General features: G+C 67.3%; 21 protein-coding genes. 5 read left to right on the top strand and 16 right to left on the bottom strand.

The genetic code is table 11. From position 1 onward, the window contains the following. Positions 1-10 precede the first annotated feature (10 nt). Complete coding sequence (locus ACTPOI_RS10665; protein WP_440108604.1) at positions 11-970, bottom strand: TerC family protein; 960 nt, start codon at positions 968-970, stop codon at positions 11-13. A gap of 180 nt (positions 971-1,150) precedes the next feature. Here ACTPOI_RS10665 and ACTPOI_RS10660 point away from each other — a divergent pair, with 180 nt between their 5' ends. Further along, positions 1,151-2,056 carry a LysR family transcriptional regulator gene (locus ACTPOI_RS10660; protein WP_440108602.1) on the top strand — a complete coding sequence of 302 codons (906 nt, stop codon included), beginning with the start codon at positions 1,151-1,153 and terminating at the stop codon, positions 2,054-2,056. Positions 2,057-2,068: 12 nt separating this feature from the next. Here ACTPOI_RS10660 and ACTPOI_RS10655 read toward each other — a convergent pair whose 3' ends face one another. The 13 genes from ACTPOI_RS10655 to ACTPOI_RS10595 form a co-directional block, all read right to left on the bottom strand. Further along, positions 2,069-2,824: an ABC transporter ATP-binding protein gene (locus ACTPOI_RS10655; RefSeq protein WP_440108600.1), complete on the bottom strand. Its 756-nt coding sequence runs from the start codon at positions 2,822-2,824 to the stop codon at positions 2,069-2,071. Continuing rightward, the gene (locus ACTPOI_RS10650; protein ID WP_440108598.1) at positions 2,821-4,731 is read right to left on the bottom strand and encodes a branched-chain amino acid ABC transporter ATP-binding protein/permease; all 1,911 of its coding nucleotides are present in this window, start codon (positions 4,729-4,731) and stop codon (positions 2,821-2,823) included. The genes ACTPOI_RS10655 and ACTPOI_RS10650 overlap by 4 nt, the downstream gene beginning before the upstream one ends. After that, entirely contained in the window at positions 4,728-5,756 is a 1,029-nt protein-coding gene (locus ACTPOI_RS10645) for a branched-chain amino acid ABC transporter permease (RefSeq protein WP_300463538.1), read from the bottom strand. Before ACTPOI_RS10645 ends, ACTPOI_RS10650 begins: the two co-directional genes overlap by 4 nt. A 224-nt stretch (positions 5,757-5,980) precedes the next feature. Then, the gene (locus ACTPOI_RS10640; protein ID WP_440108595.1) at positions 5,981-7,135 is read right to left on the bottom strand and encodes an ABC transporter substrate-binding protein; all 1,155 of its coding nucleotides are present in this window, start codon (positions 7,133-7,135) and stop codon (positions 5,981-5,983) included. A gap of 161 nt (positions 7,136-7,296) precedes the next feature. Next, entirely contained in the window at positions 7,297-7,926 is a 630-nt protein-coding gene (locus ACTPOI_RS10635) for a TetR/AcrR family transcriptional regulator (RefSeq protein WP_440108593.1), read from the bottom strand. Between the two features lie 146 nt (positions 7,927-8,072). Then, a complete protein-coding gene (gene paaE, locus ACTPOI_RS10630; RefSeq protein WP_440108591.1) occupies positions 8,073-9,158 on the bottom strand; it encodes a 1,2-phenylacetyl-CoA epoxidase subunit PaaE in 1,086 nt (361 codons plus the stop codon). A 34-nt stretch (positions 9,159-9,192) separates the two neighbouring features. Further along, positions 9,193-9,744 carry a 1,2-phenylacetyl-CoA epoxidase subunit PaaD gene (gene paaD, locus ACTPOI_RS10625; protein ID WP_440108589.1) on the bottom strand — a complete coding sequence of 184 codons (552 nt, stop codon included), beginning with the start codon at positions 9,742-9,744 and terminating at the stop codon, positions 9,193-9,195. Continuing rightward, on the bottom strand, positions 9,738-10,514 hold the full coding sequence (paaC, locus tag ACTPOI_RS10620) for a 1,2-phenylacetyl-CoA epoxidase subunit PaaC (RefSeq protein ID WP_440108587.1): 777 nt from the start codon (positions 10,512-10,514) through the stop codon (positions 9,738-9,740). The genes paaD and paaC overlap by 7 nt, the downstream gene beginning before the upstream one ends. 11 nt (positions 10,515-10,525) lie before the next feature. Beyond that, entirely contained in the window at positions 10,526-10,843 is a 318-nt protein-coding gene (paaB, locus tag ACTPOI_RS10615; RefSeq protein ID WP_440108585.1) for a 1,2-phenylacetyl-CoA epoxidase subunit PaaB, read from the bottom strand. Positions 10,844-10,966: 123 nt separating this feature from the next. Then, a complete protein-coding gene (gene paaA / locus ACTPOI_RS10610) occupies positions 10,967-11,977 on the bottom strand; it encodes a 1,2-phenylacetyl-CoA epoxidase subunit PaaA (RefSeq protein WP_440108583.1) in 1,011 nt (336 codons plus the stop codon). A 33-nt stretch (positions 11,978-12,010) separates the two neighbouring features. Further along, a complete protein-coding gene (gene paaK, locus ACTPOI_RS10605; protein ID WP_440108581.1) occupies positions 12,011-13,318 on the bottom strand; it encodes a phenylacetate--CoA ligase PaaK in 1,308 nt (435 codons plus the stop codon). A gap of 300 nt (positions 13,319-13,618) precedes the next feature. Beyond that, a complete protein-coding gene (paaI, locus tag ACTPOI_RS10600) occupies positions 13,619-14,098 on the bottom strand; it encodes a hydroxyphenylacetyl-CoA thioesterase PaaI (protein ID WP_440108579.1) in 480 nt (159 codons plus the stop codon). Positions 14,099-14,106: 8 nt separating this feature from the next. Then, entirely contained in the window at positions 14,107-14,910 is an 804-nt protein-coding gene (locus tag ACTPOI_RS10595; RefSeq protein ID WP_440108577.1) for an enoyl-CoA hydratase-related protein, read from the bottom strand. Positions 14,911-15,058: 148 nt separating this feature from the next. Here ACTPOI_RS10595 and paaN point away from each other — a divergent pair, with 148 nt between their 5' ends. Next, positions 15,059-16,732 (top strand): phenylacetic acid degradation protein PaaN, encoded by a 1,674-nt coding sequence (gene paaN, locus ACTPOI_RS10590; protein ID WP_440108575.1) that lies wholly within the window; start codon positions 15,059-15,061, stop codon positions 16,730-16,732. Between the two features lie 160 nt (positions 16,733-16,892). Here the strand turns inward: paaN and ACTPOI_RS10585 are convergent, their stop codons facing one another. Both ACTPOI_RS10585 and ACTPOI_RS10580 read right to left on the bottom strand, forming a co-directional pair. Next, positions 16,893-18,227, bottom strand: a complete 1,335-nt coding sequence (locus ACTPOI_RS10585) for a sulfatase family protein (RefSeq protein ID WP_440108573.1) — start codon at positions 18,225-18,227, stop codon at positions 16,893-16,895. A gap of 146 nt (positions 18,228-18,373) precedes the next feature. Beyond that, positions 18,374-19,393 (bottom strand): tripartite tricarboxylate transporter substrate-binding protein, encoded by a 1,020-nt coding sequence (locus ACTPOI_RS10580; protein WP_440108571.1) that lies wholly within the window; start codon positions 19,391-19,393, stop codon positions 18,374-18,376. Positions 19,394-19,544: 151 nt separating this feature from the next. Between ACTPOI_RS10580 and ACTPOI_RS10575 the strand changes: the two genes are divergently transcribed. The 3 genes from ACTPOI_RS10575 (at position 19,545) to hemE (ending at position 23,103) form a co-directional block, all read left to right on the top strand. Further along, positions 19,545-20,108: a MarR family winged helix-turn-helix transcriptional regulator gene (locus tag ACTPOI_RS10575; RefSeq protein WP_440108569.1), complete on the top strand. Its 564-nt coding sequence runs from the start codon at positions 19,545-19,547 to the stop codon at positions 20,106-20,108. A gap of 142 nt (positions 20,109-20,250) precedes the next feature. Then, entirely contained in the window at positions 20,251-21,834 is a 1,584-nt protein-coding gene (locus tag ACTPOI_RS10570) for an MFS transporter (RefSeq protein WP_440108567.1), read from the top strand. Between the two features lie 156 nt (positions 21,835-21,990). After that, complete coding sequence (gene hemE / locus ACTPOI_RS10565) at positions 21,991-23,103, top strand: uroporphyrinogen decarboxylase (RefSeq protein WP_440108565.1); 1,113 nt, start codon at positions 21,991-21,993, stop codon at positions 23,101-23,103. The last annotated feature ends 836 nt before the right edge of the window (positions 23,104-23,939 follow it).

The raw sequence follows: 23,939 nt of genomic DNA, 5'->3' as shown, positions 1-23,939 counted from the left end.
GAATAGCGGCTTACGAGCTCTTAGGCTTGGGGCTGGACGCGCGCAGCGACAGGATGATGGAACCGGCAATCAGCGAAGCCGTGACCAGCAGTGCGTAGCCGATTGGAATCTTGTAGACATCGATCAGCAGCATCTTGCCGCCGATGAAGATCAGCACCAGCGCCAGGCCGTAGGCCAGCAGGTGGAAGCGGTCTGCCAGGTCTGCCAGCAGGAAGTACAGCGCACGCAGGCCCAGGATCGCGAAGATGTTGGCCGTGAGCACGATGAACGGGTCGCTGGTGATCGCGAAGATGGCAGGGATGCTGTCCACCGCAAAGATGATGTCGGTGGTGCCGATCAGCACCAGCACCACGAACAGCGGGGTGTAGTGCTTGACGCCGTTGATCATGGTCGAGAGCTTTTCACCATCGAACTGGTCGGTGATGCGCATGCGCTTTTTCAGGAACTTGAGCACAGGGTTCGAAGCGATGTCGGACTCCTGGCCGGCGGCAAACCACATCTTTGCGCCCGTGAGCACCAGGAACGCGCCGAACACGTACAGCAGCCAGTGGAACGTGGCCAGCAGCCAGGCACCCACCAGGATGAGCAGCGTGCGCAGCACGATGGCACCGATGATGCCGATGATGAGCGCGCGCTTCTGGTACTGCGGGGGCACCGCAAAGTACGTGAACAGCATCAGGAACACGAAGATGTTGTCAATGGACAGGCTCTTTTCGACCAGATAGCCGGTGATGAACTGCATCGACACGGTATTGGCAATCTCACGGCCCTGGTTGGTGTCGAGATACCACCAGAGGATGGCCACAAAGACAAAGGCCAGAGAGAACCACAGCAGACTCCAGCGCGCTGCCTCGCCCATCGTCACCTTGTGTGCGCCCTGGCGCTCCATCACCAGCAGGTCGATGGCGATGGCAACCACCACAAACACCGCAAACCCCGCCCACATCCACCACGTTCCTATCGTTTCCATGGTTTTTCTCCGTAAATAAATGCTGCTCTCGGGCCACGTGCCCGAACAAAACCCGGACTGTACGCACGGAATTGAACCTGACAAACAGGCCTAGTCGGTAGTATTGGTTCGTTTTTTACGAACCACTCCCATCGTTTTCCACTACTTTCACCGCACCGCCGCCTGCCGTGCACGACACCGATGAGCCAGACGTTCAACTACCGCCACCTCTTTTACTTCTGGGTCGTGGCCAAGGAGGGCGGCATTGCCCGCGCCGCCGAACGGCTGGACATGGCCGTGCAGACCATCAGTGCGCAGGTGCGCGAGCTGGAAAAGTCCCTGGGCGTGAGCCTGCTGCGCACCGAGGGCCGCAACCTGGTGCTGACGGAAGCAGGCGTGGCCGCCATGCACGAGGCGGACCACATCTTTGCGCTGGGCGAACGCCTGCCGCTGCGCGTGCGCGAAGCCGCCACGGGGCAGACGCTGCGGCTGAACCTGGGCATATCCGACGGCATTGCCAAGCTGGCGGTGCACCGGCTGCTGACGCCTGTGCTGGACGAGCCGCATTTGCGCCTGCTGTGCCACGAGGGCGAATTCCAGCCCCTGCTGGGCGAGCTGGCCCTGCACAAGCTCGACGCAGTGCTGGCCGACCGCCCCGCCACGCCCAACCCGGCCCTGCGCACGACCAGCCAGCTGCTGGGCAGCAGCCCGATTGCCTGGTACGCCCCGGCGCAATGGGCCGAGGCGGCGGCGCACCAGTTTCCGCACAGTCTGGCGGTGGTGCCGGTGCTGCTGCCCACCGAGCACGCGGCCATGCGCGCGCGCATCGACCACTGGCTGGAGCGCGAACGCATCCGGCCGCGCATTGCGGGCGAGTTTGAAGACAGCGCGCTGCTGAGCACCTTTGCATCGACCGGCATGGGCGTGATGCCCGCGCCGGTGTCACTGAGCGCGCACTTGCTGCAAACGCATGGCCTGGTGCAGATCGGCACCACGCCCGACGTGCAGGAGCAGTTCCACCTGATCTACAGCGCCCGCAAGGTGATGCACCCGCTGCTCACCCGGCTGCTGGAGGCCGCGGCGGGCGGGGCGCTGCTCAGCCACTGAGCGCGGCGTGCGTCAGGGCCCGTCTGCCAGCGCGTGTGCAGCGTTGCCGATACCCAGGTAGGTGTCGATGATGCGGCGGTCGTTGAGCAGGTCTTCCGCGGCGCCCGTGAGCGCCACTGCGCCCATCTCGAGCACGTAGGCGCGGTCGGCCACGCGCAGCGCCGCGCGGGCGTTCTGCTCGACCAGCAACACTGACACGCCATGCTGGCGCAGCGACGACACCACCTGCAGCACCTCACGCACGATGAGCGGCGCCAGGCCCAGCGAGGGTTCATCGAGCATCAGTAGGCGCGGACGCGCCATCAGCGCGCGGCCGATGGCCAGCATCTGCCGCTCGCCACCCGACAGGGTGGATGCCAGCTGGGGCCGGCGCTCGCGCAGGCGCGGAAAGATCTCGAAGACTTCCTGCATGCGCTGGGTCTGGTCGCGCTGGCCGCGGCGCCAGCGCGAGAAGCCGCCCAGCAGCAGGTTGTCTTCCACCGACATCTCGCCAAACAGCTCGCGCTTTTCGGGCACCAACGCCACGCCGCGCGCCACCATGGCCTCCACCGTGGGGCGGGCCACGCGCTGGCCATCGAAGCTGATCGAGCCCGTGGCGGGCAGCAGCCCCATGGCGGCGCACAGCAGCGTGGTCTTGCCAGCGCCATTGGGGCCGATCACCGTGACGATCTCGCCCTCGTTCACGTCCAGCCGAACCTGGTGGACGGCCTCGACCGGGCCGTACGACACGCACAGGTCCTGCAGCTGCAGCAGCGGTTTGGCGCTCATTTGGCGGCTCCTTTGGCAGCAACGGGCAGGTCGTCGTCGGCACCGCCCAGGTAGGCATCGAGCACGCGCTGGTTGCTCTGCACCTGCGCGGGCGTGCCCTCGGCAATCACGGTGCCGAACTCCAGCACCGTGATGCGGTCGGCCAGGTTCATCACGAACTCCATGTCATGTTCCACCACCAGAATGCCCAAGCCTTCAGCGCGCAGCTGGCGCAGCAGGTCGGCCAGCGCGCGCTTTTCCAGGTGGCGCAGCCCGGCGGCGGGCTCGTCCAGCAGCAGGATGGCAGGCTGGCCCGCCAGGGCGCGAGCGATTTCAACGATGCGCTGCTGGCCCAGCGCCAGCGATGCGGCGGGCGTGTCGGCATAGGCCCCCAGGCCGCAACGCTCGATCTGGCGGCGGGCCTCGGCCAGCAGGGCGGCCTCTTCGGCGCGGTCCATGCGCAGCATGGAGGCGATCCATCCGCGGCTTGCACGCTGGTGCGCGCCCAGGGCCACGTTCTCGACCACGCTGCGCTGGCCCAGCAGCCGCACATGCTGGAAGGTGCGGGCCATGCCCAGCCGGGCAAACGCACGCGAGGGGCGCCGCAGCATGGGCTGATCCATCAGGCGCACCTCGCCCTCGGTGGCGTCGTCCACGCCGGAGATCATGTTGAAGAAGGTGCTCTTGCCCGCACCGTTGGGGCCGATGAGCGCATGCACCTCGCCGGCCTTCACGTCCATCGACACGGCGTTGTTGGCAATCAGCCCGCCAAAGCGCTTGGTCACCTTGCGCGCCTGCAGCAGCACCGTGCCGGCGGCGGGCAGCGTGCGCTGGTCCAGCGTGGCCGCCTGGCGCACCGGCGCCGGGGCATCGCGGCGCAACCAGCGGTCGCTCAGGCGCTGCAGCGTGGGCCACAGGCCGTCGGCAAAGCGCTGCAACACCAGCACCATGAGCAGGCCGAAGACGATGACCTCGAAGTTGCCGCTGGTGCCCAGCAGCGAGGGCAGCACATCCTGCAGCTTTTCCTTGAGCAGCGTGATCAGCGTGGCGCCCAGCACCGCGCCCCACAGGTGCCCTGCCCCGCCCACCACGGCCATGAAAAGGTATTCGATGCCGATGTTGAGGTTGAACGGCGTGGGGCTGACAAAGCGCTGCAGGTGCGCATACAGCCAGCCCGAAAGTGCGGCCAGCAGGGCGGCCAGCACAAAGAGCTTGATGCGGTAGTGCGCCGTATCCACGCCCATCGACTCGGCCATCACCCGCCCGCCCTTGAGGGCACGGATGGCCCGGCCCTCGCGCGAATCCAGCAGGTTGTGCAGCAGCCACAGCGACACCAGCAGCACGGCCCAGATCAGCACGCCAATGGCGCGCGGCGAGGCCAGCGACAGCCCGCCCAGCACCAGCGGCGGAATGCCCGTGATGCCCGTCTGCCCGCCCAGGAACTGCATGTTGCCAAACAGGTAGTACAGCGACAGGCCCCAGGCAATGGTGCACAGCGGCAGGTAGTGGCCCGACAGCTTGAGCGTGACCGAGCCCAGGCCCCAGGCCACGGCAAACGTGATGACCAGCCCGAGTGCCAGGCCCGCCCAGGGCAGGCCCGCCATGCCTACAACGCCCGACAGCGCCGCCACCGAAGCCGGCGCGGTGCAGACCCAGGCCGTGGCATAGGCACCGGTGCCCACAAAGGCCGCCTGGCCAAACGATGTCATGCCGCCCACGCCGGTCAGCATGACCAGCCCGGCCGCCACGATGGCATACAGGCCGATGTAGCAGAGCATGACCACGGTGAAGTCGGGCAGCCAGCCCCAGCACAGCGCCAGCAGCGCCACGGCCGCCAGCGTGAGCTGGGTGCGTGTGACGATGCCGCGCGGCGCCGCCGGCAGCGGGGCCGCAGCGGCGGTGGTGTCAATCTTGACGGGCGTGCTCATTCTTCATCCTCCACATGGCGGCTGTTCAGCGAACGCCACCACAGCACCGGCACGATCAGCGTGAACACCAGAACCTCCTTGTAGGCACTGGCCCAGAACGATGCAAATGCCTCCAGCTGGCCCACCAGCAGCGCACCGGCCAGCGCCATGGGGTAGCTGCCCAGCCCGCCCACGATAGCGGCCACGAAGCCCTTCAGGCCAATGAGGAAGCCGGTGTCGTAGTACACGGTGGTCAGCGGTGCGATGAGCAGGCCCGACACCGCGCCGATCAGCGTGGCCAGGGCAAAGCTCACATCGCCCGACAGCTCGGTGGGGATGCCCATCAGGCGGGCGCCCACCCGGTTGATGGCCGTGGCGCGCAGCGCCTTGCCCACCATGGAGCGGCCGAAGAACAAAAACAGCAGCACCACCAGCGCAAACGTGACGCCCAGCACCACCAGCGACTGGCCCGAGACCGGTATGCCACCCAGGTCAAACCGCGCCTCGGAAAACGGCGGCGTGCGCGACCCCTCGGCGCCAAAGAACAGCAGCCCCAGCCCCACCAGCACGCCGTGCAGCGCCACCGACACGATGAGCAGCATGAGCACCGTGGCATCGGCCAGCGGCCGGAAAGCCAAGCGGTACAGCAGTGGCCCCATGGGGGTGATGAGGATCAGCGTGGTGAGGGCCTGCATGCCCAGCGACGTGGGCCTGAGCCCCAGCACCAGCGCACACGACAGCAGCGGAAGCGCCACGCACCACACCAGCGTGGCCGGCCAGTTGACCTGGCTTCCACGCTGAAAGCGCACCAGCTCCACCACCAGCACCAGCACCGCCATGCCCAGCAACAGCCACAGCGTTCCCGGGATGCGCCCGGCCTGCATCATGGCCATGGTCAGCGCGCCAAAGGCCACGAATTCGCCCTGCGGGATGAAGATGACCCGCGTGACGGAAAACACCAGCACCAGCGCCAGCGCCATCAACCCGTAGATGGCGCCATTGACAATGCCGTCCTGCCCCAGCAGCAGGGCGATCTGCAAATCCATATTCGGCTTTCTTTCAGAAGGCAGGCTTTTGCTGCGAGGCGCGGTAGGCGCTCCCGGCCATCACGGAGCCAAAGGCCCCGCACGCAGTGCGCTCAACATCTCGGCAAGGCGCGCACCCTGCGCAACCAGCGCGGCCCAGGCCAGTGCTCCCGTGCAAGGGCCGCCCCGCCGCACCGGGAGCGTCCCCCCTCGGGGGGAAGGCGCGTAGCGCCTCAGGGGGGGCCTCAGGGAACGTACTTCCAGGTCCCGTTTTCGATCTTGACCATCACGCGTGCGCGCTGGTCCAGGCCCAGGTGGTCGTTCTCGGACATGTTGAAGATGCCGTGCGCGCCGGGCAATTCCTTGATCTGCTCCAGCGCGTCGCGCAGCGCGGTACGGAACTCCACCGTGCCGGGCTTGGCCTTCTTAAGGGCCACGGGCACGGCGGCGGCCATCAGTACGCCAGCATCCCAGCCGTGGGCGCCAAAGGTGGATACGCTGCCCTTGCCATGAACGGCCTCGTAGGCGGTCACATAGGCCATGGCCGACTTCTTCACCGGGTGCGAGGCAGGCAGCTGCTCGGCCACCAGCACGGGGCCCGAGGGCAGGAAGGTGCCCTCCACATCCTTGCCGCCCACGCGCAGGAAGTCCGCGTTGGCCACACCGTGCGTCTGGTACACCTTGCCGGCAAAGCCGCGCTCCTTGAGCGCCTTTTGCGGCAGGGCGGCGGGCGTGCCCGAACCGGCAATCAGCACCGCGTCGGGCTTGGCCGAGATCATCTTGAGGGTCTGGCCCGTCACCGAGGTGTCGGTGCGCGCATAGCGCTCGTTGCCAACGATCTGGATCTTCTTGAGCGCGGCGGCCTTGCTGAACTCCTGGTACCAGCCTTCGCCGTACGCGTCGGCAAAGCCGATGAACGCCACCGTCTTCACACCCGCGTTGGCCATGTGGTCGGCAATGGCCAGCGACATCATGATGTCGTTTTGCGGAGTCTTGAACACCCACTTCTTCTTGGCATCCATGGGCTCGACGATGCGGGCCGACGCAGCCATGGAAATCATGGGCGTCTGCGCCTCGGCCGCCACGTCGATCATCGCCAGCGAGTTGGGGGTGGTGCTGGAGCCCAGGATGATGTCGACCTTGCTTTCGCTGATCAGCTTGCGCGTGTTGCCCACCGCGGTCGTGGTGTCCGATGCGTCATCGAGCACGATATAGTTGACCTTCTCGCCGGCGATGGTGCGCGGCATGAGGGCAATGGTGTTCTTCTCGGGGATGCCGAGGGACGCAGCGGGGCCGGTGGCCGACACGGTGACGCCGACAGTGATGTCAGCCAGGGCGGCGCCGCAGGCGATAGCAGCAGCGGCTGCGACCAGCGCGCGTTGGGCAAGACGGAATTTCATGGTTTTGTCTCCTGTGAATTGTTGTGGATGGGAACGTCAACGCGGGTGGCTATCCAGACCCGGGGGCCGGATGCCGGGCACCCGAAGGTGCCCGCAACAGGCGCACCGGTGCGGGCTCTGGCTGGCCCGCTGGCGGTGTGCGATGTGGGTTGTATGCATGGTCAGGCGCGGCGGCTGCGCAGGCTGTCGAGCGCGGGCATGGATACGGCGGGCACGCCGCCAAAAAAGAGGTCGGCCACGATGGGCGCCATGGTCTCGTAGTTCAGCTCGCCGTCGGGCTTGAGCCAGGTGAACATCCAGTTGATCATTCCGAACAGCAGCATGGTCAGCGCCTTGGAGAGGCCGGCAGCCTCCGTGTCGGGGCGCATCTGCGCCAGGGCGCTGGCAAAGGCGCTCACCACGGCGCGCTCCTTGCCCAGGATGCGGTCACGGTCTTCCTCCTTGAGGAACCGCACGTCTTCGGTGAGCACCCGGTGTGCGTGCTGGGCTTCGGCGTACTCCTCGACGAAGCGGTGGATCAGCTCGCGCAGGCGGGGCTCGGGCGCAAGGCCACGGGCCTCCACCTCTTCGACCAGCGCCTGCAGCCGCGAGACATGGCCGTCGGCAATGTGCACCAGCAGGTTGTACTTGTCGCGAAAGTAGTGGTACAGCGTGGGCTTGGAGAGCCCGCAGGCCTCGGCCACTTCGTTCATGGAGGTTGCGGGATAACCGCTGCGGGCGAACAGCTCGGCAGCGTGGCGGAGGATCATTTCGCGCTGGTCGTCGTATCCGGGAGATCGTCCTCGGGCCATGGGCAGTGTTCCTTTGCGTCCGGTAGTGAGCCCCTGCTCACGGGGCCGCCATCTTGCCGCATGCAGGCAGCGGGTACGCACGCGCGTGTGCACGCCGAACCCTGGCCTGGCATTGTGCGGCGGGGAAGCGGCGCGCGCCATCGCTGTTACCGTTCGTCAAACGACAGCACGACCTTGTCGGTGAGCGGCCGGCACTGGCAGGTGAGCACAAAACCGGCGGCCACCTCGGCCTTGTCGAGGGCAAAGTTGCGCTCCATGCGGACCTCGCCTTCCACGCACTTGGCGCGGCAGGTGCCGCACACGCCCGAGGTGCACGAAAACGGCACCTCCAGCCCGGCGGCCGATGCGGCATCGAGGATGCTGGCCTGCTCGCCAGAAAACGAAAACTCCCGCCGCAGACCGTCGCGCACGATGGCCACACGCGCCGTCTTCGCATCGCCCGGTAGCGCCTCGTGCACCACGGCGCCCACCTGGCCGCCTGCGGGCAGCGCCACGCCAAAGCGCTCCACATGGATGCGCTCGGCGGGCACGCCGCCGGCCAGCAGCGCCGCCTCGGCCTCGTCGTTCATCTGGAAGGGGCCGCAGATGTAGGCCTCGTCGACCTTTTGCGCAGGGATCAGCGCCTGCAAAAATTCCGCCAGCTTCTCGCGGTTGACAAAACCCATGTTCAGCGGCGCGTCGGTCTGCTCGGCCGAGAACACATGGTGCAGCACCAGGCGCGTGAGGTAGCGGTTCTTGAGGTCCTCGATCTCTTCCTTGAACATCGTGGACTGCAGCGTGCGGTTGCCGTAGATGAGCGTAAAGCGGCTGTGGGGCTCGCGCGCCAGCACCGTCTTCATGATGGACAGGATGGGCGTGATGCCGCTGCCGCCCGCAATGCCCAGGTGGTGCCGCTGCGCCTGCGGAACGATGGGCACGAAGAACCGGCCCTGCGGCGCCATGACCTGCAGCGTGTCGCCCACGCGCAGCTGCGAGTTGATCCAGCTGGAGAACACGCCGCCATTGACCTTGCGCACGCCCACGCGCAATTCGCCGTCGTCCACGCCGGCGCAGATCGAATACGAGCGGCGCAGGTCCTGCCCGTCGATATCGGTGCGCAGCGTGAGGTACTGGCCCTGGGTGAAGCCGAACACTTCGCGCAGCTCGGGCGGCACGTCGAACGAGACGATGACGGCCTCGGACGTGTCCGGCTCGATCGACCGCACGCGCAGGGGATGGAAGATGACGCTCATATCGTGATCGTGTGTGTGGCTGGGGACAGTGGCTTCACAGGGGCTTGAAGTGTTCGAAAGGCTCGCGGCACGCCATGCAGCGGTACAGCGCCTTGCAGGCGGTAGAGCCAAACGCAGACAGCCGCTCTGTCTCATGGCTGCCGCAGCGCGGGCAGGCCAGCGCGGGCGCGGCGGCGGTACGCGGCATGTAGCGCAGGGGTACTTCGGTGCCAGGCGGCAGCGGGCCGGGCGGCGCAATGCCGTAGGCCAGCAGGCGGGCACGTCCACGCTCGGTGATCCAGTCGGTGGTCCAGGCCGGTGCGCGCTGCAGCGTGGCGTGGGCCGGGCCCAGGCCCGCCGCTTCCAGGGCGGCCAGCACATCGTGCTCGATGACCTCGGTGGCCGGGCAGCCGGAATAGGTGGGCGTAAGCACCACCTCCAGCGCGTCGCCGGCAAGGCGCACGTCGCGCACGATGCCCAGGTCGCGCACCGACACGGCCGGTACCTCGGGGTCGAGCACGGTGTCCAGCACGTCCCAGGCGCGCTGCACGCGCGCTGCGGCGGCATCAGCGGCCAAAGGATCGGCTGCGGGCGCTGCAATCACCATGCGCCCCCGGGAAAGCTGCGCTGCAGATACTGCATTTCCGTAAGGATGAAGCCCATGTGCTCGCTGTGCACGCCCTGCCGGCCGGTGCTGACAAAAGCCGTTGCCTGCGGCACTGGCAAGCTGGCCGCTGCGAGGATGTCCGCCATCTCGGCGGTCCAGACATCGCGCACGTCGGCCCAGCGCGGACCTAGGCCGGATGCATGGGCCGCCTCGTCCACCGCATCGGCGGCAAACAGCTCGGGGGTGTAGCGCCACAGCGCGGCCAGTGCGGCTTCGGTGCGGCGGCGGGATTCGGCCGTGCCATCGCCCAGGCGCACCACCCAGTCTGCCGCGTGCTGCTGGTGGTAGCGCGCTTCCTTGAGGGCCTTGCCGGCAATGGCGGCCAGCTCTGCATCGCTGGAGTCGGCCAGCCGCTCCCAGATCAGCTTGAGCAGGGTGGCCACCATGGCGTTGCGGACCATGGTGAAGGCAAAGTCGCCGCGGGGCAGCTCGACCAGCGTGGGGTTCACATAGTCGCGCTCGTCGCGCAGAAAGGCGAGCTGGTCTTCGTCTCGGCCCAGGCCTTCAACCTGGCCGGCGCGGGTGAGCAGCGCGCGGGCCTGGCCCACCAGGTCCAGCGCCATGTTCGACAGCGCAATGTCTTCTTCCAGGATGGGCCCATGGCCGCACCATTCGGCCAGCCGCTGGCCCAGGATGAGGCAGGTGTCGCCCAGGCGCAGCAGGTACTGCACGGCGGGGTCACGGCTGATGGAGATGCTGTTGGCTTGCATGGTGGCTGCGCTCACATGTGGTTGACGGCTTCAGGCAGGGCGTAGAAGGTGGGGTGGCGGTACACCTTGTCCTGCGCGGGGTCGAAGTACATGCCCTTCTCGCCGGGGTCGCTGGCCACGATCTGGTCGGAGCGGACCACCCACACGCTGGTGCCTTCCTGGCGGCGGGTGTACACATCGCGCGCCAGCTGGATGGCCATACGGTCGTCGGCGGCGTGCAGGCTGCCGCAGTGCTTGTGGTCCAGGCCCGCCTTGCTGCGCACGAAGACCTCCCACAGCGGCCATTCAGCGGCTGGGGCAGCGGTGTCGGAAGATGCGTTGGTAGTCATGGGGTTTCCGTTCCATCGGTCAGTCACTTGTTTCCGCCTGCAATTGCTATCGTATTGATAGCTTTTGGTGCAATCAGAACAAGGGCTATAGGCACATTTGATTCAATATTGGGGGTAAACAGGTCAGGCGGCGGCCTTGACCGGCGCATGCTTGGCGGCATGGGCCAGGGCGGCTTCGCGCACCCAGGCGCCGTCGTCCCAGGCCTTGACGCGGGCGCCCAGGCGCTCTTGGTTGCAGGGGCCGTCACCGGCAATCACGCGCCAGAACTCGGACCAGTCGATGGCACCGTGGTCGTGCGCCTGGCGCTCCTCGTTCCACTTCAGGTCGGGGTCGGGCAGGGTCACGCCCAGCACGCGCGCCTGCTCCACCGTAGCGTCGATGAACTTCTGGCGCAGGGTGTCGTTGGACACGCGCTTGATGCCCCAGCGCATGGACTGCGCCGAGTTGGGCGACTGGTCGTCCGGCGGGCCGAACATCATGATGGACGGCCACCACCAGCGGTTGACGGCGTCCTGCACCATGGCGCGCTGGGCATCGGTGCCGTTTTGCATCATGGTCAGCAGGGCGTCGTAGCCCTGGCGCTGGTGAAAGCTCTCCTCGCGGCAGATGCGCACCATGGCGCGGGCGTAGGGCGCGTACGAGCAGCGGCAGATCGGCACCTGGTTCATGATGGCCGCGCCATCCACCAGCCAGCCAATGGTGCCCATGTCGGCCCAGGTCAGCGTGGGGTAGTTGAAGATGGAGCTGTACTTGGCCTTGCCGGTGTGCAGCGCATCGATCATCTGGTCGCGCGAGGTGCCCAGCGTTTCGGCGGCGGCATACAGGTACAGGCCGTGGCCGCCTTCGTCCTGCACTTTGGCCAGCAGGATGGCCTTGCGCTTGAGGGTGGGGGCGCGCGTGATCCAGTTGCCTTCGGGCAGCATGCCTACGATTTCCGAATGCGCGTGCTGGCTGATCTGGCGCAGCAGCGTCTTGCGGTAGTGGTCGGGCATCCAGTCCTTGGCCTCGATGAATTCGCCAGCGTCGATGCGCGCGTCGAATTCCTCCTGGCGGCGCAGTTCTTCGGCGCTGCGCAGGGTGGGCTTGGTATCACCAGCCTCCTTGGCCATCGTGTCCATTGCCTGGGTGTACATGGTCGGTCCTTTCGTGCGGAATGGGTGCGCCGCTCAGCGGGGGCGCTGGTCAATGACGCGGCGGGCCTTGCCCACCAGCGTGCGTTCGATCGATTCGGGAACCAGCACATCGACCTGGCAGGAAATACCCACCAGCGTCTTGATGCGGTGCTGCAGCCAGCCCTGGAGTGCGGGGCGCTCGGACTCCGGCACGCCGGGCAGCAGTTCGCAGCGCACCGCCATCTGGTCCAGGTTGCCGTCGCGCGTAACCACCAGCTGGTACTGCGCCGACAGCCGGTCGCTTTGCAGCACGATCTCTTCGATCTGCGTGGGGAACACGTTCACCCCGCGGATGATCAGCATGTCGTCCGAGCGGCCGACGATCTTGCCCATGCGGCGGAAGGCGCGCGACGTGGGCGGAAGCAGGCGCGTGAGGTCGCGCGTGCGGTAGCGGATCATCGGCAGCGCTTCCTTGCTCAAGGACGTGAACACCAGTTCCCCCTCCTGCCCGTCGGGCAGCACCTCGCCCGTTTCGGGGTCGATGATCTCGGGGTAGAAATGGTCTTCCCAGATCACCGGGCCATCCTTGCTCTCGATGCATTCGCTGGCCACGCCCGGGCCCATCACTTCCGACAGCCCGTAGATGTCCACCGCGTCGATGCCGGAGCGCGTTTCGATCTCGCGGCGCATGGCTTCGGTCCAGGGCTCGGCACCGAAAATGCCGATCTGGAGCGAGCTTTCGCGCGGGTCCAGCCCCTGGCGCACAAACTCTTCGTTGATCACCTGCATGTACGACGGCGTGACCATGATGATGCGGGGCTGGAAGTCGCGGATCAGCTGCACCTGCTTTTCGGTCTGGCCGCCCGACATCGGGATGACGGTGCAGCCGGCACGCTCGGCGCCGTAGTGGGCGCCCAGGCCCCCGGTGAACAGCCCGTAGCCGTAGGCCACGTGCACCATGTCGCCGCGGCGCCCGCCCGCTGCGCGGATGGAGCGCGCCACGAGGTCGGCCCAGGTGTCAATGTCGCGCTGCGTGTAGCCCACCACCGTGGGCTTGCCCGTGGTGCCCGACGACGCATGGATGCGCGCCACCTGCTCGCGCGGCACTGCGAACAGGCCGAACGGATAGTTGTCGCGCAGGTCTTTCTTGACGGTGAACGGGAACCGCGAGAGGTCCGACAGCTGCTTGAGGTCCGACGGGTGCACGCCCTTGGCATCGAACGCGCGGCGGTAGTGCGGCACGTTGTCGTACGCATGCTGCAGCGTCCAGCGCAGGCGCTGCAGTTGCAGGGCCTGCACTTCGTCGCGGCTGGCGGTCTCGATGGGCTCCAGATCGCCCGGGGCGGGTTGGCGCACGGCCATGGGTGTCTCCTGTAGGTACATGGTGGGCGGGGTTAGGGCCTGTTCACACTATTTTTGCCAGTGCGAAGGCCATGCAAACCGCGCCAATCTAGGCGCGTGACGACGCCAAGGCCGGGGCCTTGGCTAGTAACGCAACAACGAGTGGCGCGGTTTGCATGGCTTTCCCTTCGGGTTGCAACCCAAAAGAGCCATCCGCGTCGTTGCCAAGCCTCGCTGGGGCCGCACCCCAGCTTCGTTTGGCGCCTAGCGCCTGGCTCTTTTGGATTGCAACGCATCTGGCAAAAATAGTGTGAACAGGCCCTAGTCAGCGGCGGTCGGCGGCACGGTCAACCGCCCCTTCATGGCGTAGGAGCGGCCACGGAACACCGCAACCGCCTCGTTGTTCTGGTTGCGCACGTTCACGTCGTACACGCCGGTGCGCCCTGCCAGCGACACCTCGGTGGCCTCGGCAACGAGCAGGTCGCCCTTGCGCGCGGGCGCCAGGAAGTCGATGGACAGGCCCGAGGCCACGGTCATCTGGTTGCGCGAGTTGCAGGCAAAGGCAAAGGCCGAATCGGCCAGGGTGGTGATGAGGCCGCCGTGGCATGTGCCAAAGCCGTTGAGCATGTCGTCACGCACCTGCATCTCGATCGTGGCGTGGCCGGGGCCCATGGCCACGATACGCATGCCCAGGCCCTGCGTGGCCCGGTCGCTGGCCAGCATGCCGCTGCGCACATGGTCTGCAGTGGCCTGCGGGTCGGGCATCACGGGCGTGGCGGATGTCGCGGAAGTGGAGTCCATGGGCGGCCTCAGCGGTCAGAAAAGGTGGGACTGCGCTTTTCCGAGAAGGCTTGCACGCCCTCGCGGTAGTCGGCGGCGGCGCCCAGCGTGCGCTGCACCACGGCTTCGTGGGCAAGGGCCTGGGCGTAGTCCATGCCGGCGGCGGCGTCCAGGGCGTGGCGCGTGGCCACCAGCGCCTTGACGGGCATGGCGGCCAAGCGCTCAGCCAGCGCCTGCGCTTCCTGCATCAGGCTGGCGTCGTCCACGCAGCGCCAGATGAGCCCCAGCCGCTCGGCATCGGCAGCGGGCAGCTTGTCGCCCAGCAGCGCCAGGCCCATCGCCTGCGCGCGGCCCACCAGCCTGGGCAGCAGCCAGGTGCCGCCAGAGTCGGGCAACAGCCCGATCTTGGTGAACGCCTGGATGAAGCTGGCCGAGCGCGCAGCCAGCACCAGGTCGCAGCCCAGCGCCAGGTTGGCGCCGGCACCGGCGGCCACGCCGTTCACGGCGGCCACCACGGGCACCGGCATGTTGCGGATGCGCAGGCACAGCGGGCGGTACAGCGTGTCGATGACCTCGCCAAGGTCCTTGGGCGCAGCGCCGGGGCTGAAGTCGGGCGCCACGGCAGGGTCGGCCAGGTCCTGCCCGGCGCAGAAAGCACGCCCGGTGCCCGTGATGACCACGCAGCGTACAGCGCTGTCGGCCGCCGCCGCCTCCAACGCAGCCAGCAACTGCGCGTGCAGTTCGGCCGTGAAGCTGTTGAGCGCCGCGGGCCGGTTCAGGGCCAGCGTCTGCACGGCGCCTGTCTGCGTCACGACGACCAGGGGTTCGGTCATGGGGTTGCTCCTGCCTGCCAGATGGAAAGAAACATTGCGTTGATCGATCGCAAACATCATTGACCGACCGTTCGGTAGAGAATAAACTTTCCCCAACCCTGATGCAAGTCAAAAGACTCAGGGCAAACCCTCATCGGAGACAAAACCCATGCCCCTGTTCGACACCCACCGCGCGCTGCTGGATGGCGCACTCAACGCACTAGCCACACGCAGCCACTGGACACCGTTCCCCGAATCGCCCTCCCCCAAGGTGTACGGAGAAACCGGTCAGGCTGATGGCCAGGCCGCGGTAAATGCCCTGCTGGGCAAGGACTACCCGCTTCAGCAGCCCGGCGAGCGCAGCCGCGCTGCCACCGAGCGCTCGCCCTACGGCGTAGCGCTGGACGTGCGCTACCCGGATTGCGACGTGCATGCACTGGTGGCCGCCGCCGAAGCAGCCGAGCCCGCATGGCAGGCGCTGGGCCCACAGGGCCGCACAGGTGTGTTGCTGGAGGCGCTCACGCGCATCCACCGCCGCAGCCACGAGATCGCCCATGCCGTGACGCTGACCACGGGCCAAGGGCCCATGATGGCGTTCCAGGCGGGCGGCCCCCACGCGCAGGACCGCGCACTGGAAGCCATTGCCTACGCCTGGAAAGCCATGGCCGATGTACCTGCGCAGGCAGTGTGGGACAAGCCCCAGGGCAAGAACCCGCCGCTGGTGATGCAAAAACACTATGAGATCGTGGGCCGCGGCGTGGCGCTGGTCATTGGCTGCGCCACCTTCCCAACCTGGAACACCTACCCCGGCCTGTTTGCCGCGCTGGCCACGGGCAACCCGGTCATCGTCAAGCCGCACCCCAACGCCGTGCTGCCCGCCGCCATCTCGGTGAGCATCCTGCGCGATGTGCTGGCCGAACAGGGGCTTGACCCGAACACCGTGACGCTGGCACTAAGCCCCCGCGCCGAAGACACACAAGCGCTGGCAACCCACCCGTCCGTCGCCAGCATCGACTTCACCGGCAGCACCCAGTTTGGCCAGTGGCTGATCGGCAACGCACGGCAAGCGCGCGTGTATGCCGAGATGGCGGGCGTGAACACGGTCATCATCGAATCGACCGACCAGTACGGCGCCATGCTGCGCAACATCGCGTTCACGCTGTCGCTGTACAGCGGCCAGATGTGCACGACCACGCAGAACATCCTGATCCCGCGCGGCGGCATTGCCACCGACGAAGGCCACAAGAGCTTCGAGCAAGTGGGCGCAGACCTGGCCGCCGCAGTGACCGAACTGGCGTCGAACCCGCGCGTGGCCACCTCGGTGCTGGGCGCCGTGGGCTCGCCCGACACGCTGGCGCGCATGCAGCAAGCCAGCGGCAAGGGCCGGCTGGTGCTGGCGTCCCGCGCCCTGCCCCACCCCGAATTTCCTACCGCGCAGATCCACACGCCGGTGATCGTGGCGCTGGACCAGGCCGACAGCGCCATCTACGGCAACGAGTGCTTCGGCCCGGTGTCGTATCTGGTAGCCACCGATTCAGGTGCCGCCAGCCTGGACGTGGCCCGCAGCACGCTGCTCGCCCACGGCGCCCTCACGCTGGGCGTGTACTCCACCGACCGCGGCTACATCGACCAGGCCATTGCCCTGGGCCGCCGCACGCGGGTGGCCCTGTCCATCAACCTCACGCAGGGCGTGTTCGTGAACCAGTCGGCCGCGTTCTCCGACTACCACGCCACGGGCGGCAACCCTGCCGCCAATGCCAGCTACACCAGCCTGGCGTTTGTGGCCGATCGGTTCGTGGTCGTGCAGCGGCGCGAACACGTAGCCGCACCGGCTGCAGCGTAACGAAGATTCAAGCACGCTGGTAGCGCGCGGCCAAGGCCGGGGCAGCCGTGCAAGGGCAACCCCGCCGCCCTGGCTGCGTCCGCCTTCCCGAATGGCGCAGCCATTCGAGCGAAGGGGGGGAGCGGTAAGACGCGGAGCGGCTCAGGGGGCTGCTCCTGCCTCAGCGCTGCGGCATGTCTTTGACCGAGTAGCCCAGGCTCACCGTCGCATCTTCCGGTATGGCGGGCATGGATGCATTCCAGGCTTCCCACGCCGCGCGCATGGCCTGCAGGCGCTCGGGCTCCACGGGGGCGCGGTTGGCGCGCTCGCGCTCGTCTTCGGCCAGGTTGAACAGATAGTCGTTGCCATCCACGCGCAGGTACTTCCACACGCCCTGGCGCATGGCCCGCTGACCGCGGTGGTTCATGCGCCAGAACAATGGCGGTTCGTCCAGCGCCGCTGCATCGCGCAACAGGGGCATGAGCGAGCGGCCGTCGAGCGCGTAGCCCGGCGCTCCAGGCACGCCCGCTGCATCCAGCATGGTGGCCGACCAGTCCATGGTCATGCAGGTCTGCGTGCTTTCGCCGCCTGGGCCAATCACGGCGGGCCAGTGGGCAATCCACGGCACGCGGATGCCGCCTTCGGTCAGGTCCATCTTGCCGCCCACCAGCGGCCAGTTGTCTGAAAACCGCTCGCCGCCGTTGTCGCTGGTGAAGACCACCAGCGTGTCGCGCTCCAGGCCGTGCCGGCGCAAGGCGTCCATCACACGGCCGATGCCTTCATCCATGTGGTGGATCATGCGGCGGTAGGTCTCGATGTTGCCGCCATGCAGGTGAAAGAGATTGCCCTTGACCTCCTGCGCCAGCGCCTCGTCATCGCGCGTTTCCCACGGCCAGTGGGGCGCCGTGTAGTGCAGGCTTAGGAAGAACGGCGTGCCCGCCTGCGCGGCGGGGGCCATGCGGTGTACGTAGTCCAGCGCGTGGTTGGTGATGAGGTCGGTCAGGTAGCCGTCCTGCTGCTTTTCCTCTTCGCCCAGATACAGGTCGTGCGTGCCGTTGGAACTGCAGTGGGTGAAGTAGTCCACCCCGCCCGACATGGGGCCGAAGAATTCCTCATACCCCGAGCGCAGCGGCCCGAACGCGGGCGGGTAGCCCAGGTGCCACTTGCCCATCAGCGCCGTGCGGTAGCCCGCGTCGCGCAGCAGCGACGGCAGCGTGGGGTGCTCGGGCGGCAGGCCCAGCGTGGTGCTGCCCCGGCTCTTGCTGTTGATGGGCTCCTCGGCCGCGCCGCGCAGGCGGTACTGGTAGCGCGCCGTCATCAGCGCAAAGCGCGTGGGCGAGCACACCGGCGAGTTGGCATAGCCCTGCGTGAGCTTGAGGCCGTTGGCCGCCAGGCCGTCGAGCACCGGCGACACGGGGCCAAAGGCGGCCTCGCGCCCGCCATAGCAGCCCAGGTCGGCATAGCCGAGGTCGTCGGCGACGATGAAGATGATGTTGGGGCGGGGTTTTGTGGTCATCTTGAAGTCCAGTTTCGCTCCGCCGCGTCCATTTACTTTTAAACAGGCATGGCCGAGGCGAGGGGCGGCAAGCAAGGGCCGCCCCGCAGCGAGGCCGCCGTCCCCCTGTGGGGGAAGCGGCGGAGCCGCTCAGGGGGTGCTTCCTATCAAGGTTTGAACCCGGAGCGCTGCACCACGGGCGCCCACTGCGCCCGGTACGCCTTGAGCATGGCCTCCGTCTGCGCCATGGTGGCCACTTCGGGCGTCATCTTGGCGGCCTCGAACTTGCGCTGGGTGTCGGGGTCTTTCATCACGTCGTGGATCAGTCCGGCCAGCCGCTCGGCCTGGGCCTTGGGCATGCTCAGGGGCGCAAAAAACGTGTTCCAGCCGGTAGCAGCCAGGTTCAGGCCCGCTTCCTTGAAGGTGGGGATCTTGGGGTCCAGCGGGCTGCGCTTTGCACCGGACACCGCAAGGATGCGGATCTTTCCGGCCTCGTGCTGGGGCAGCAGCGTGTCGAAGGTGTCGAACGCCACCGGCACCTGGCCGCCCAGCAGGTCATTGAGCAGCGGGGCCGACCCGCGGTAGCCCACCACTTCGGCGCGCACCTGCGCGGCATCGCCCACCATCAGCCCGAAGAAGTGCGGCAGGCTGCCCGTGGCGGGCACGCCGAAGTTGGCTTTCTCAGGGTTGGCGCGCAACCAGGCCATCAGGTGCGAGAGTTCGCGCACCGGCACCGCCGTGGACACCGCCACGCCAAACTCGTAGCTGTTGACATGACTCACCGGCCGGAAGTCGCGTTCGGGGTCGTAGCCGGAATCGGAGAACACCAGGGGCGCCACCAGCATCACGGCCGGGTTGGCCAGCAGCAGCGTGGGCTGGTTGGCAGGGGCCGCCTTCACGGCCTGGGCTGAAAGCCGCCCGCCCGCGCCCGTCTTGTTCTCGACGATCACTGGCGTACCGAGCTTGGTGGCCAGCTTGTCGGCCACGATGCGTGCCACGCGGTCGGTCGAGCCGCCCGGGGCATAGCCCACCACGATGCGCAGCGGCGCCTCCTGGGCGTTTGCCAGCGTGGCGCTCCAGGCCAGGCAGCCGGCCAGCAGGCCTGCCCACAGGGCACGTCGGCGAGGTGGGCCAGGGCGGGCACTGCCGTTGCTCAGGGTCTGGGAAGATGGGGGCGGTTTCCGCATGGTCGGTGTCTCCAGGGGCAGTGATCGGCGCGCGGGCACCTGCAGTCGCGGGGCCGCAGCGCCAGCGGGTTGACGCATGTCATGGCGTGCTCTGCAATGTAGGGGCCGCCCGAACGATTGATCTAATCAACTTTCACCCGGAGATACCCTCATGCCCGCGCCCGCCCCGGCACCTTCTGTCACTGCGGCCCCTGTTGCACCGGCCCAGCGCCTCACGCACCCGCAGGCCGCCAACGACCTGCTGATGTACCGGCTCAACCGCCTGCTGGCGGTGGCGGGCAGCCTGGTGGTGCGGCTGTGCGAGGGCGGCTACGGGGTGACCCGGCGCGAGTGGGGCCTGCTGATGATGCTGGCGCAGCACCCGGGCATGCCGCCCGCCGAGCTGGCCCGGCGCCTGGGGCTGGACCGGGCCCGCACCTCACGCGCCATCACATCGCTGCTATCGAAGAAGCTGATTTCCCGCGAGTCCATGCCCGGCGACCGGCGGCAGGCCGTGCTGTCGCTCACCGCATCGGGGCTGGCCGTGCACGATGCCTTGCTGCCGCAGGTAAAGGCCCTCAACCAGGAGCTGCTGGCCGGGCTGCCGCCCGACGCCGTGCAGGTGCTCGACGCCGCGCTCGCCCACATGCAGGAGCGGGCTGAATCGCTGGTGAGCACGCGCACCGATGTTCCGCGCACCTACCGCCTGCGCGGCGGTCGCCACAACGACGCCTGACAGCCCTGCGCGCACACGAATCGGCGCCACGCTATATCCTCGACCACCGGCAGCGCCAGACCCAGGCGCTCATCGCCCCCCCTGCGCCGACCCGGCGCTCCGTGCCCGCTACCGCAACGCACCCTCTCAGCACTCTCTGTCCATGTCCCTGTCGTCCTCATCGCTTTGGAGCCCCCTGCGCCAGCCTGCTTTTCGGGGCCTGTGGCTCGCCGGCGGGGTGTTCTTCATTGGCAGCGGCATGCAGACCATGGCCGCAGCCTGGCTGATGGTGGAGCTGTCGGGCTCGTCGTTTCTGGCGGCCCTGGTGCAGACGGCCGTGTTCATGCCGATGTTCCTGCTGGCCTTGCCGGCAGGCGTGCTGGCCGACACCACCGACCGCCGCCGCCTGATCTCGGGCGCACTCCTCACGCAGACGGGTGCCTGCGCCATGCTTGCACTGCTCGTGCTGCTGGGATGGGGCGGGCCGGCCTCGGTGCTGTTTCTGGTGTTCGTATGCGGCTGCTGCACGGCGGTGCTCACCCCGGCGTGGAACTCGTCGGTGATCGACCCCGTGCCCCGCGACGAATGGCCCCAGGCGATCACCGCCGTGAGCATTGCCTACAACGCCGCACGCGCCGTCGGCCCTACGCTGGCCGGGCTGGTGTTTGCCCAGCTGGGCGCGGGCTGGGTGTTTGCCGTTACGGTGTTCACCACGCTGGTCATGTGGCAGTCGATCCGCCAGTGGCCGCCCAAAGCGCATGCGCCCTCCAAGCTGCCTGCTGAACGGCTGTGGGGCGGCACGCTCAGCGGCCTGCGCTTTGCCTGGCACTCGCGGATGATCCTGGCGCAGCTGGTGCGGGTGATGGCGTTCAGCGCCGCGGGCTCGGCCCTGTGGGCGCTACTGCCTGTGATTGCGCAGCGCCAACTGGGCACCGGGGCGCAGGGCTTCGGCCTTCTGATGGGCTGCCTGGGCACGGGGGCCGTGGCGGTGGGCCTGGTGCTGGGCAAGCTGCGGGCGCGCTTTGGCATGGAGCCCATCGTGGGCGTGGCATGCGTCGTGTTTGCCGCGGCCATGCTGGTGGCGGCGCTGACCAGGACGGCGTGGGTGGTCTACCTGGCCATGCTGTTTGCCGGCGCGGCCTGGATGTCGGCGATGTCCACCTTCAACACGGCCACGCAGGCCAGTTCGCCGCAGTGGGTGCGCTCGCGTGCCGTGGCGATGCACATGGTGGCGGCGCTGGGCGCGTTCGCGCTGGGCTCGGCCTTCTGGGGCGCGGCGTCCGACATCATCGGGCTGTCGCCCACACTGTATGTGGCGGCTGCGCTGATGGGCGCGGGCCTTTTGCTGGCCCGGCCCATGCCGCTGCGCATGGGCGCGTTGCACGAGGTGACCCAGGCCACGCCCTGGGACGAACTCTTCATCGAGGCCGAACCGCTGCCCGAGGCCGGCCCCGTGGCGGTGGAGGTGGGCTACCGCATCGCCCCCGGCACCGATGCAGCCTTTCTGGACACCATCAGCCGCATGAAGGCCCCGCGGCGGCGCGACGGCGCCACCTTCTGGCGCGTGTACAAGGACCTGGGCGAACCCTCGCGGTATGTGGAGCGGTTCATCGTCGAATCGTGGGCCGACTACCTGCACCAGCGCGCCCGGGCCACCATGGCCGACCAGGCGCTGGAGACCGACGTGCGAGCGTTTCTGGCGCCGGGCGAAGTGGTGCGGATGTCGCATTACATCGCTGAACGGTGAAGCCCCGGGCTCCAAAACTGGCGCGGCCAAGGCCAGCGCACCCGTGGAACTGGCTTTGCCAGGCCACCGGGTGCGTCCCCCTCCCGCGCAGCGAGGGAGGGGGAAGACGCGAAGCGTCTCAGGGGGAGCACTCCCGCCTGCTGCGACAATCGCCGCATGACCTTCGCCCCCCTTGCCAACGACACCTTCCTGCGCGCCTGCCGCCGCCAGGCCACCGACTACACGCCCCTGTGGCTCATGCGCCAGGCGGGGCGCTATCTGCCCGAATACAAGGCCACGCGCGCCAAGGCGGGCAGCTTCATGGGCCTGGCGACCAACGTGGATTACGCCACCGAGGTCACGCTGCAGCCTTTGGCCCGTTTCCCGCTCGACGCGGCCATTTTGTTCAGCGACATCCTCACCGTGCCCGACGCCATGGGCCTGGGCCTGAGCTTTGCCGAGGGGGAAGGCCCGCGTTTCGCCAAGGTGGTGCGCGACGAGGCGGCCGTGGCCGAGCTGGCCGTGCCCGACATGGACAAGCTGCGCTACGTGTTCGACGCGGTCACCAGCATCCGCAAGGCCCTGAGCGGCCGGGTGCCGCTGATCGGGTTTTCGGGCAGCCCATGGACGCTGGCCTGCTACATGGTCGAGGGCAAGGGCAGCGACGACTACCGCCTCGTCAAGAGCCTGATGTACAGCCGCCCGGACCTGATGCACCGCATCCTGGCCATCAACGCCGACAGCGTCGCGCAGTACCTCAACGCCCAGATCGATGCCGGCGCCCAGGCCGTGATGGTGTTTGACAGCTGGGGCGGCGTGCTGGCCGACGGCGCCTTCCAGGAATTCAGCCTGGCGTACACGAAGCGCGTGCTCGCGCAATTGAAGCGCACGGGCGTGGACGGCGCCGACGTGCCCCGCATCGTGTTCACCAAGGGCGGCGGCATCTGGCTGGAAGACATGAACGACCTGGACTGCGAGGTGCTGGGCCTGGACTGGACCGCCAACCTCGCCAAGGCCCGCGCCATGGTGGGCGGCAAGGTGGGTGGCCCCGGCAAGGCACTGCAGGGCAACATCGACCCCAACGTGCTGTTCGCGCCGCCCGCGCAGGTGGTGCAGCAGGTGCACAAGGTGCTCGACAGCTTCGGCAAGCCGCACACCGACCGCACCACCACGGGCCCCACGCACATCTTCAACCTGGGCCACGGCATCAGCCAGTTCACGCCCCCGGAGCATGTGGCGGCGCTGGTCGAGGCCGTGCACACGTACTCGCGGGCGCAGCGGCAGGCCTGATCGGCTCTCTCCCACAAGCTCGGGGCTCCCTTGGGGCGAGCCCCTTTTTCTTTTCTGGCGCTACGGGTGTCTTTCCCGCCGAGCCGTACCGCGCGTGGGCTGGACCTTGCCCCAGGGCCCCGCTTTCCATCAGGCGGGCGCATTCCATGGTGGCCAGACCGCCATCCCGGCACGGCACTTGTGCACACAAACAGTGCAGCGGCAACCCAAGTTTGGTGGACGGCGAAAACGCCGCGAATTTTTTCGCGACACACGCAAGTGCTTGATTTGTATGGAAGTTGAATCCCTGCCGATTTCATGGGCAACCCACCAAAAGCACGGTTTTTCAAGGCTTTGGAAGCGCTCCACAGGAGATATCAACAAAGTTATCCACAGAAATTCTGGATTTGTGCAAAAAACCTCGTGAAATCAAAGACTTGCAGTGCGAACCGCATAAAGCACTGAAAAGCGGAACCGCCAGCTAGCACATCGGGGCTTGCCAAATGCCTCTTGACGGCACGCCCGGAACTGACTTATGCACACATCGCGTGATGCACCGCAGCAAATACACCGCGTCAGCCGATAACACAAAAATCGGCCTCGATTTGGCTCAGATGATTGATTCATAACGATTTTTTGAAGCTGCCACTTTTCAGGGCACTCTGTTGAAACGCTGCGCTGGCGCGGCCTGGGACGGCATCGGGCCAGGATGTCAACAAAGTTATCCACAGAAATGGTGAATCCTGCAAATTGCCAGCTTCAGCAGTTGGATCCGCCGCAGGGCCAGCAAGGCAGACAGGGTAAATCCCGGCTCAAGTCGGAAACGTAGCGCACTAATATTAATTACTTTAATTATT

The organism is Acidovorax sp. BL-A-41-H1 (assembly GCF_051942715.1).
Note: the sequence above shows the minus strand (reverse complement) of the source record. Positions and strands in the feature narration are given on the sequence as shown.